Raw genomic sequence first — 9915 nt, forward strand, 5'->3', positions numbered from 1 at the left:
CGGTCCTCGAAGGCGGGGGACGGCCGTGACCGGGCCGTCCCCCGCGTCGTCTGCGTTACCGGACCAGCGCGTCGGCGTCGGCGAAGGCGGGGGTGCGGCTGCCGGGGGCCATGCCGACTACGGACGCGTCGGCGGGCAGCGAGTCGGTGACGGGCGGCACGGGGGTCGCGTCGCCGTAGGTGAGCACCAGGCCCTGCGCGTCGACGATGGTGTAACCCTGATCGTCCGGCGACGCCGCGATGCCGACGAAGTCCTGCGCGTCGTCGGTGTTGCGCGGGTCGTTGACCGCGGAGGACACAGAGGCGCCGACGAAGTCGTGGTCGCTCACGCCGGAGGAGTTGAACACGCCCCCGTCCGCGCCGAGCAGCCAGTAGCCGGAACCGTCCGAGGCGGCGGCGATGGCGACGATCGGCTGGTTCAGCGGCAGCTGGACGCTGATGTTCTCGAAGGCGGCGGTGCCGAAGGGCACCACCTCGGGCAGCTGCGCGAGGCCGTGGCTGACGGCGAGCAGGAAGCCGCCGGGCACCGCGGCGATGCCCACGACTCCCGCGGTCGGCGCGTGGTAGCCGGACTCCGGAGCCTCGGCCGGCGCGTCGCCGTACGGCACGACCGTGCCCGAGCCGGTCACCACCCAGCAGCCGCCCGCGTCCGGACAGGCGATGCCCGTGATGTCGGTGGGCACGGCGCCCGACGCGGGCGCCAGCGACTTCGAGTCGTCGCCGGAGACGACGTCCCCGAACCTCGTGACGAGCCAGTAGTCGGACGTCCCGTTGCCCGCCTCGGCGACGGCGACCATCGGCAGGGCCGCCACGTGCAGCGTCGCCACGGCCGTGGTCACGGGCTCGGGGGCGGCCGTCACACCTCCGGCGGCGGTGGGGACCTCGTCCGGAGCCGTGCCGCCGACCTTGAAGGTCTCGTGCAGATCCAGGTCGCCGCTCTCCGGTACGACGGCGGTGCCGGCGAAGGTCCCGGTGGATCCCGGCGAGACGCGCGCCTCACTGAGCTTGAGCACGCCGGGCGACTCCACGCCGGTGCACTGGGCGACCGCGTCCTGCGCGCCGACGGTGACCGCGTCTTGGCCCGAGTTCGCCCAGGTGTCCGAGCCGGTGTTCTTCAGGCGGACGGTGACGGAGACCGCGGTGCACGCCTTGAGCGCGGTGCCCGGGGCGATCGGGACGCTCTCGCCCGACACCGTCTGGCTCAGCGCCACACCGCCGACGGCGGCGAACCGGTAGGGCGGTGCCGAAGACGCAGGCGTGGGCGGGGTCTTATCCGAGTCGAAGAGCGCCACTGCCACGCACGCGATCACGCCGACGACGACCAGACCGGTGACGGTGCGCCCTGTTTTACCGCCGCCTCGGCGTTCCCGGTTCGATCGCCCGCCGTCCGAATGGTGTTCCCCGGGCCCGTTCCCGCCGCGGCGCCCCGAGACGGACGGCGTCGGCGTGCCGTAGGGCAGCGTCCCCTTCGCGGCTTCGGCCCGCTCCCGGGCGATCCGCTGCTGCATCGCCAGAATCGTCGCGTCCCGCTCCCGTTCGAGGGCTGCGATGCGCTGGATGACCGGGCCGGGCCACCACGCCTCGCCCTTGCCCGGCGCCTGGCGTTCCGTCGCCGCGATCAGCTTCTGCAGGGTCTTTTTGGCCTTCGCGGCCTGCTTGGCCGGGGACGGCGTGGTCTCCGAGGTCTCGAGGCAGGTCCGGATCGCGTCGAGCAGTCGAGGGTTGAGTTGGACGGTGTCGAGCCCGTGCACGTCGGCGGCCACCGAGGTCGGGTCCCGGCCGAGCACCGCCGCGTAGAGCACCTGGCCCAGGGCGTAGACGTCGCCGGTCGGCGTGTGCAGCCGCGCCGCCTCGTCGCGCGGATCGAGATACTCGGTGGAGGTCAGGTCGAACGGCGCCTGCGGGTCGGCCGCCTCGAAGTCGATGAGCACCGGCCCGTCCCGCCCGAGCAGCACGTTGTCCGGGCACACGTCGCCGTGCACGAGCCCCTTGGCGTGGATCCGCAGCAGCGCGGTGGCCAGGCCGAAGGCCAGCCGGGACACCGCCTGCTGGTCGGCCCAGTACGCCGGCTCGTTCTCGGACGGCCGACGCGGGTGGAACAGGTCGGTGAGCGAGGGCGCGGCGACATATCCGGTGGCCAGCCACGGTCCGGGCTCGGCCAGCTGTTCCTGCGCGTCGTAGAGGCGTTCGACATAAGGCCCCTGCGCCAGCCGCAGCGCGCGCGCCTCCCGCCCGACCCGCACCAGGGCGCCCTTGGCGTCGCCCGCCCGTGCCAGTTTGATCGCCAGGACGATCGACTGCGGGGCTGCCGAACTGCCGATATACACCACGTTGCGCGCCCGCACGCGTACCACGGCGGCGATGTCATGGCGTTTACGCCCCGTCCCCATGACAGACGACGGATCCAGCTCTCCGAGCTTGTGCATCGTGGCTCCTCCCCGCGGCCCGAAGGCTCGCGACGCCCTCCCTGGCGGGAGTATAAGACGGCCGGTCGTCCGCCGCCCACGGCTCGGTGAGATCGAGCACGAATATTCTCCGAATCCGGTTTTCCGCAGGTCGGCTGTGGCTATGCTGCGAGGGAACGCGGGGGATCCGCGGGTTCGGGCCAAGGGAGGGTTCGACGATGATCGGTGGGCACGGAGCGGGTGGGTACTACGATCCGGAGAGCATCGCGCAACACGCGCAGCTGACGCAGCAGCGGGCCGAGGACATCAGCACTGCCGTCAGTGCCTTGATGAGCGCCGCGCAGGAGCTCGAGCAGGTCTGGAGCGACCTGCCGGGCCGGCAGTTCAAGTCGGATTTCGACGAGTGGGCCGGGAGTGCCGGGCCGGTGGTGGAGCGGCTGGAGGAGTTCGCCCAGCGGCTGCGCGCCGCCGCCGCGCGCTACCAGGCGATCGCGGACGGGGCCGCGCCGTGACGTACTTCTACGACTACGCGGCGATGAACGATCTGGCGGCGCAGCTCGACGGCATCGCGCAGCGGCTCGACGACGCCTTCGGCCTGCTCGCGGCGGTCGGCGGCGACGCGCTGCCGCAGCCGGTGGCGGAGCGGCTCGACACCCTCGGCCAGGACGGCCGCGCCGCGGTGACGGCCCTGACCGACGGGGCGTCGGACGCGGCCGACACGCTGCGCGGCGTCGCGCAGGCGTACCAGGAGCTCTCGGCCTCGCTGCTGAGAGGGTAGGGCGGTGATCGGTGACACCGCTCGCTGGGCCGCGCTCGGCCTGGCGGATCCGGTCCCCGGCGACCCCGAGGCGCTCGCCACGCTCGTCCAGTGCCTGGCCGCGATGTCCGACGCGCTCGGCCAGGAGTCGGCCAGACTCGGCGGGATCGGCGTGGACCAGGACGGCATCCAGGCGGTCTGGACCGGCCCGCAGGCGCGCACGTTCGCCGCGTCGCACAGCGAACTGACGGTCCGGGTGAAGACGGCTCAGCAGGCCTTCGCCGATGCGCTCGAAGCTCTGGCCGCGTGGCAGTCCCACCTGGAGGTGCTCCAGCAGAACGCGCACCTGCTGCTCGGCCAGGCCGAGGCCGCGCCGGCCGAGGCCAGGTTCGTGGTGGAGGCGGAGCACGCGCAGCTGGAGCAGAACGCGACGGAGCAGGCGAGCGCGTGCGCGGCAGCGCTGGACCGCGCGGTGGAACTGATCGGCGCCTACCTTCCGCACCGCAGTTGGTGGGACGAGGTGACCGGCTTCGTGGACTCCTTCGTCGACGACGTCCTCGGTTTCGTCGGCGCGCTCTCGGACGTCCTCAATGAGATCAATAACTGGATGTCCATTGCTGCGCTCTGCCTCGCCCCGTTCCCGGTCATCGGCGAGTTCGTGGACGCGGTCGCGCTGGTCACCTCGGCGACGCAGGCAGGGGCCGACGTGGTGCTGTTCGCCGCGGGACGCAAGTCGCTCATGCAGGTAGGGGAGGACATCGGCGGCCTGGCTCTGAACTACGCCGGCGACGGGATCGGCGGCGAACGGGTCACGTCCGGGGTGAAGGAAGCCGACGACGCGGCGAAGGCCGCCGCGAAGGAAAGCGAGAACGCGGCCAAGGCCGGGGTGAACGACGGCGTGAAGGTCGGGCAGGACGCCGCCAAGGCCGGCCCGCACCACGACGAGTTGGCCGCGACGGGGGCGAAGGAGACCAAGGCTCCGAAGCAACCGGCGGAGGCGAGGGTTCCGAAGGCATCCAGCGAGGCGAAGGCTCCGACCGAGACGAAGGCTCCCAAGGCTCCGACCGAGGCGAAGGCTCCTCAGGAGGCTGGGAAGCCGTCCGTGTTCCGGGCTGCGGCGCACACGACGGTGCACCCGGTCGAGCGGATCCGCAACGCCGCCGAGGAGGTCGCCGATCACGGGTACGGGAAGACGATGAAAGGCTGGCTCGACACGCGCAACAAGAAGATCGTCAGCGGGCACCTGCTGCAGTTGGGCGGCAAGGGCGGGGACGTCGCGATCAACTGGCTGGGCGGCGACGACTCGACCGGGCAGGGTGGCTCAGGGCAGGGTGGTACGGGATGAACGCAGAGATCGAACTCGCTCTGCCCGAAGCCTGGTGGCAGGTCGATCCGCGCGCGGCGGACGAGGAACTCGAGCGGTGGATCGACGAACGGATCGCCGAGCGGTTCGCCGAGCAGTTCGCCGACGGCGGTCCGTCACCGTCACCGTCACCCGCAGAGCCCGACGAACAGCTTCGCGTCGCGCTCACGGGTGAGTGGTCGAAGCTGCTGCGCGCCGCGCGCTCGGCCGGAGCGGTGCTGTTCGCGGGCGGCTGGGCGATCGCGGAGGGCACCGACCGTCCGCTGGTCGCCGCGTCCCTGCTGCTGTCCCCGATCCCGGCGGCCGCTTCGCGCGAAGCCGAGGAACCAGGCCCGACCGCGGCGGCCGCCGAACCCGTGCGCACCGATGGCGACGCCGTCGCGACCGACACGCCCCCCGCGTCCGCCCCCACCCGCTCCAGCGTGACGCTCGACTCCGAAATGGGCCGGGTACTCAAGACGACGCAGCGTTCTACGACGCCGCTGCCGCAGGGGTGGGAGCTGCTCGGGCTCGAGGTCGCCTACACGTTCTGCGACCTCGAGCCGCAGTGGTCGCTGCGCTTCTCCACTCCTTCGGTCCGTCACGCCGAGCAGCTCATCGCCGTGTTCGACGACGTGGCCGCCGGATTCCGGGTCAGCCGGCCGTCGGGGGCGTGAGCAGGGGCGAGGCGATCTGCACCGCGTACGGCGTACTGCCGTCCTGGGTGGCGTGCCGCACCGCGCGGCCGGCGATCCCGGACGGCAGATTCGGCGCGCTCAGCGGCAGAACGGCCGCGTAGTCCTGCACCTGCGCCGGCCGCAGGTAGAGATTCTCCTCCGCATTCGCGGCCGGGCGCCAGGCACCTCCCGGCGGCAGCCGCAGGTCGGCGATGGAGCCGGTGACCGCGACGTGGATGCCGACGGACGGGCCGCGCTGGAGCAGCCGGGCGAGCGCGTCGCCGACCTCGGCTCCGCTGCGGGCCGATCGGCGGCCCTGCGCACTGGCGTTCTTGAGGCAGTCGAGCCAGCTCGGCCAGCCGTCGACCAGCAGGACCAGCACGGGTCGGGAGGCGAGCAGGGTTCCGGCGCGCTCGCGGGCCGCGAGGTGCTCGGCGAGTTCGTCGAGCAGCGCGAGAGCCGCGGTTTCGGGGTCTGATTCAGTGCCGTCCACGACGAGGCCCGCGTGCGGCAGCAGGCTCGCGGCGCGGGCGAGCCGCCCGCGGTCGCCGAAGTCCGCCGCGTACACCCGCAGCCGGTCCTCGTCGTACGCGCGGGCGGAGGCGAGCAGAGCGTGCAGCACCGTGGATCGGCCGGAGCGGTCCGTGCCGTGCACCGCGAGATTTCCGGAGTGCTCCGCGCCCAGGCGCCACACCGCAGGGCGCTGATCAAGGACCTCGGGGAGATCCGCGCGCCCGTAGCTCAGCAGCACCGGTCCGTCCCCCGGCGGCGCCGGCTCCGGCGTGAACTCGTCCCAGGGCAGACTGAGCGGCAGCTCGGCCAGCCACGGCCGCCACCGCACCTCGCGCATGCTGCGCCGCAGGGCTTCGTCCCGCGCCCGCACCGTGCTCGTGATCCACCGCACGTCGGGCGAGTCGGCCAGGTTGATCGCGCCGCGGTTGAGCGCGGGGGCCGGGGGCGGCCAGGCGGCCCGCACCCGCACCTCGTCGGATTCCAGCGGCCGGTGGTCGGTGAGCAGATGCCCGGCCTGGAAGAGCACCGGAGCCGAGCGTTCGCCGTGCTGGAGCAGGGCTCGACCCCTGGGCTGGTCCTGTAGTGCGACGGCCCGGCCGTGGCCGAGCAGCCGGGTCGAGTCGTCGGCGTTCAGAGCCAGGGCGATCATCTGCCCGACGCACTGGGAGCGGATACCGGGATCGATGTCCCCCGGGCGCTGCGAGCCGATGACGAGGTGGACGCCGGCCGAGCGGCCGAGCCGGGCGATCTGCGCCAGCCGGGCGGCGGCGCCGGGAACGGTCTTCGCCAAGGTCGCGTACTCGTCCACCACGACGAACAGGTGCGGCAGCGGCCACTGCGCGTTGGGCGGCAGCTCGCCGGAGTCGTGCAGCTGGTGATGGCGGATCAGACCGCCGTCGCCCAGCGCGCTGTTGCGCTCCTCGACCGCGGTCACCAGGGCCGTGAGCACCCGGCTGACCAGACGGTTCGCGTCGCCGCTGGTGAAGACGTCCGCGTTGGGCAGGGCGCGGTAGCAGTCGAAACTCGAGCTGTTCTTGAAGTCGATCAGCACGAACGCGACGCGGTCCGGCGGCTGGGAGGCGGCGAGCGAGCCGACCAGGCCGTGCAGCAGGACCGACTTGCCGAACCCGATGGTGCCCGCCAGGACCAGGTGCGGATCCTGGTCGAAGTCCACGAACACCGGGCCGTCGGCCGCCTGGCCGATCACCGCGCGCAGCCGGCGGTCGGCGGGCGCCGACCCCGGCGCGCCGGTGCCGGTGCGCGCCAGCAGTTCCGAGAGCGAGACCTCGTCCGGCAGCGAGGTGTCCTCGGGCCAGGGTCCCGGGTCGCGCAGACCGGCCAGCGCGCGGCCGAGCCGGTCCGACCAGGCGTCGGCGACCTGGTCTCCGGCCAGAGACAGGGTCCTGTTTCCCTCGCGGCTGCTGAGCACCAGCCGGCCGCGCGGCGCGCCCGCCTGCCCGTCCCGGTCCAGGTGCAGGGTCGCCCGGGTGCCCTCCGGCCGCCGGTCGGAGTGGGGGGCGACCGCGAGCACCCGCGCTCCCCGGCGCAGCAGTTCGGGAAGTTTGGGATGGGCGCGGCCGGCAGCGTCGTCCACCACGATCAGCAGGTCCTGGGCGCCCGCGGCGGCCGAGGCGGGCGGGCGGTGAGCTGTCTGATGATCTTGTCCAGCTGTGCCTTGTCCCCGAGCCGGGTGACGCGCACGTCCCCGTCGTCGGCCGCGGTGTGCGGCAGCCAGCGCGCCCAGGCCCAGGCGCGGCAGGCTTCCCCGTCGTCCGGGTCGACGAGTACGGCGATGGCCAGGTCGGCCGGCCCGCTCTGCACCGCGGCCTGCGCCACGAGCCACACGGCGGCGGCCCGGGTCGACTGGGGCGGCCCCACGATGCCGAGCGCGCCGTCGCGCGGCAGCGAGACGGTGACGGGTATGTCCTGCAGGGAGGTCGACTCGTCCGCGGACAGGTAGGAGGCCTCGGCGATGGTCTGATCGACCACCAGCCCGCGCTCCATCGCGCCGATGCCGACCCGCAGAGCGAGGAAGTCGGGGTCGGCCGGGTGCCGCTCCCACAGCCGGCTCGAGACGGTCAACGCCCGGCGGTAGAGCTCGCGCGGCTCCGGGTAGTCCGCCGCCAGCCGCCGCCGCTCCTCCTCGAGGCGCGCGCCCACGGCCTCGTTGAACTCCCGCCACCTGGCTTCGCGCTCTGCCCGGTGCTCCTTGGCGTGACCGTGACGCCGCACGTACCACTGGCGCGCGCCGGTGGACACGAGCGTGCTCGCCCCGAGGACGGGCAGTTCCAGCAGCATCGTCGCACTGTGCTCCACCGCGGCCATGGCGAGCATGCCGATCGTGCTGGTGGCGAACATCAACAGGGTGGTCGCCAGGACCCCGGAGCCCGCGTCCGGCTGCTGTTCGCCCGGCCGCTCGGGCAGCCGCCGGGGCAGCGGATGACCCTGTGGCGGCGGACGGTGGAACACACTGCGCCCGGAGTACTCGGCCCTCGGCCCGTCGGCGACGGCGGCGACGCGTCGCGGCGCGTCCTTGCCCGCGTGGATCTCGAGCGTCGTCCTGGGGCCGAGCCCGAGGACGGATCCCGGGACGAGGGGCGTCCACTGACGGGCCGCCAGCGGCGCGCCGTCGAGGTAGGTCCGGTGCCGCGAGCCCAGATCGTAGACGGCGAGCTCGGCCCCGCTCGCGCGCAGCTGCGCGTGTACGGGTTCGACGAACGGGTCCCCGCCGGACTGCGGCTCGCCGGACCCGAGACCTCCCGCCGCCGCGCCGCCGAGGCTCACGGCCCCGAGCTCGACCACGGACCCGTCGGCCGGCACGAGGATCTCATGCCCCGTATACGGCCCGGCGGTGACGTGCAGATGCAGCGCACCGCGATAGTCCGGTCCCGGCCCCGCATGCGGCGCGGCGGGCGACGGCGGCAGCAGCACCAGCACGTCCCCGGCCCGGATGCCGCTGTCGGACACCAGCCCGTCCGCCGCGAACGGCGTCCCGTCGCCCCGGCCGAGCCCGCAGCCGGCTTCGGCCGCGGCCAGCTCGGCCAGCTGCCGGGCCAGGTCGCCGATCCGCGCCTGTGCTCCAGCCTGGACATAAATGTCGAGTTCCCTGCCCTGAGACCTGACACTGCACGTGAAACCCATCGCGAATCCCTCTCGAGCCCCTTGCCCCGACCCTGCGCTTTCCCCACCGAGCTCATCCGTTCGCCTGCCGCAACAGCGTGCCACGCCGACTTCATCAGGGCACGTTGATCAGGCGCGGCGAGGCTGAAATGTGACTGCGGCGCCCGCGATCCGGTCCCTGGTCCCCGGTCCCGGCGCCCGGGACCGGTCCCGCGCGGCGTCCCTAGGATGCGGTTATGGCTGGACGGGGGAGCCCGGACGGGACCGTCGCGGGGCGCTACCGCATCAGCGCGGAGCTGGGCCGGGGCGGCATGGGCCGGGTGTGGCGGGCGTACGATCCGATGCTGGACCGGGACGTCGCGCTCAAGGAGATCGTGCTGCCGAGCGGGATGTCCGCGGACGAGCGGGGGCGGGCGCTGCTGCGGATCCGGCGCGAGGCGCGGGCGGCGGCCCGGTTGAACCACGCCGGAATCGTCCGCGTGCACGACATCGTCGAGCACGCGGGCTCCCCGATGATCGTGATGGAGTACCTCGACGGCCGGTCGCTGCGCGAGGTGATCGACATGCAGGGCCCGCTGCCGCTCGATCGGGCCGTCGCGCTCGGCGCCGCGGTGCTCGCCGCCCTCCGGCACGCGCACGCGGCCGGCGTCGTGCACCGGGATCTGAAGCCCGACAACATCATGGTGACCGCCGACGGGCGGATCGTGCTCACCGATTTCGGCATCGCCCGCGTCCTGGGCGAGCACACGCCGGTGACGGTCCCGGGGACGATCATCGGCACGCCGGCGTTCATGGCTCCGGAACTGATCGAGGGCAAGGCGCCCACCCCGGCCGCGGACCTGTGGTCGCTCGGCGCGACGCTGTACGCGGCGGTCGAGGGCCACCCGCCGTTCGAGGGCGGCTCGATCACCGAGCTCTGCCTCGCGATCCTGCTGCACCAGGCGCCCCCGGCCCGCAACGCACGCGAACTGACCGCCGTGCTCGACGGGCTGATGGTGAAGGACCCGGCGCAGCGCGCCACGGCAGCGTGGACGGAGGACCGGCTCGCCCACCTCGCGCACCGCGCGGCCGAGACCACCGTCACCGAGTCTTCGCGTCCGGG

Annotated in this window: 8 protein-coding genes; 5 read left to right on the plus strand and 3 right to left on the minus strand. The window is 73.4% G+C overall.

Features of this window, described 5'->3' with window-relative positions; genetic code table 11:
• Positions 1–55: 55 nt before the first annotated feature.
• Positions 56–2425, minus strand: a complete 2370-nt coding sequence (locus KDL01_RS19350; RefSeq protein WP_212529933.1) for a protein kinase domain-containing protein — start codon at positions 2423–2425, stop codon at positions 56–58.
• Positions 2426–2622: 197 nt separating this feature from the next.
• On the opposite strand from KDL01_RS19350, the gene KDL01_RS19355 reads away from it, so the two are divergent.
• The 4 genes from KDL01_RS19355 to KDL01_RS19370 are packed head-to-tail and all read left to right on the plus strand — an operon-like array spanning position 2623 to position 5180.
• Positions 2623–2916: a WXG100 family type VII secretion target gene (locus KDL01_RS19355; RefSeq protein ID WP_212529934.1), complete on the plus strand. Its 294-nt coding sequence runs from the start codon at positions 2623–2625 to the stop codon at positions 2914–2916.
• Positions 2913–3182, plus strand: a complete 270-nt coding sequence (locus KDL01_RS19360) for a hypothetical protein (protein ID WP_212529935.1) — start codon at positions 2913–2915, stop codon at positions 3180–3182. The genes KDL01_RS19355 and KDL01_RS19360 overlap by 4 nt, the downstream gene beginning before the upstream one ends.
• Positions 3183–3186: 4 nt before the next feature.
• Positions 3187–4506 carry a hypothetical protein gene (locus KDL01_RS19365; protein ID WP_212529936.1) on the plus strand — a complete coding sequence of 440 codons (1320 nt, stop codon included), beginning with the start codon at positions 3187–3189 and terminating at the stop codon, positions 4504–4506.
• The gene (locus KDL01_RS19370) at positions 4503–5180 is read left to right on the plus strand and encodes a hypothetical protein (RefSeq protein ID WP_212529937.1); all 678 of its coding nucleotides are present in this window, start codon (positions 4503–4505) and stop codon (positions 5178–5180) included. Before KDL01_RS19365 ends, KDL01_RS19370 begins: the two co-directional genes overlap by 4 nt.
• Here the strand turns inward: KDL01_RS19370 and KDL01_RS19375 are convergent.
• Entirely contained in the window at positions 5158–7290 is a 2133-nt protein-coding gene (locus KDL01_RS19375) for an FtsK/SpoIIIE domain-containing protein (RefSeq protein ID WP_212529938.1), read from the minus strand. The two genes, KDL01_RS19370 and KDL01_RS19375, sit on opposite strands and share 23 nt — an antisense overlap.
• A gap of 2 nt (positions 7291–7292) precedes the next feature.
• Complete coding sequence (locus tag KDL01_RS19380; RefSeq protein WP_212529939.1) at positions 7293–8834, minus strand: FHA domain-containing protein; 1542 nt, start codon at positions 8832–8834, stop codon at positions 7293–7295.
• Positions 8835–9049: 215 nt separating this feature from the next.
• On the opposite strand from KDL01_RS19380, the gene KDL01_RS19385 reads away from it, so the two are divergent.
• On the plus strand, positions 9050–9915 hold an 866-nt coding region (locus KDL01_RS19385; protein WP_212529940.1), incomplete at its 3' end, for a serine/threonine-protein kinase.

This window comes from Actinospica durhamensis, from assembly GCF_018139695.1.
GTDB classification, from domain to species: Bacteria; Actinomycetota; Actinomycetes; order Streptomycetales; family Catenulisporaceae; genus Actinospica; species Actinospica durhamensis.

Bases quoted from the DNA above. Each gene is read 5' to 3' on its own strand.
- KDL01_RS19350 (WP_212529933.1), bottom strand. From the start codon at position 2,425: ATGCACAAGCTCGGAGAGCTGGATCCGTCGTCTGTCATGGGGACGGGG.
- KDL01_RS19355 (WP_212529934.1), top strand. From the start codon at position 2,623: ATGATCGGTGGGCACGGAGCGGGTGGGTACTACGATCCGGAGAGCATC.
- KDL01_RS19370 (WP_212529937.1), top strand. From the start codon at position 4,503: ATGAACGCAGAGATCGAACTCGCTCTGCCCGAAGCCTGGTGGCAGGTC.
- KDL01_RS19380 (WP_212529939.1), bottom strand. From the start codon at position 8,834: ATGGGTTTCACGTGCAGTGTCAGGTCTCAGGGCAGGGAACTCGACATT.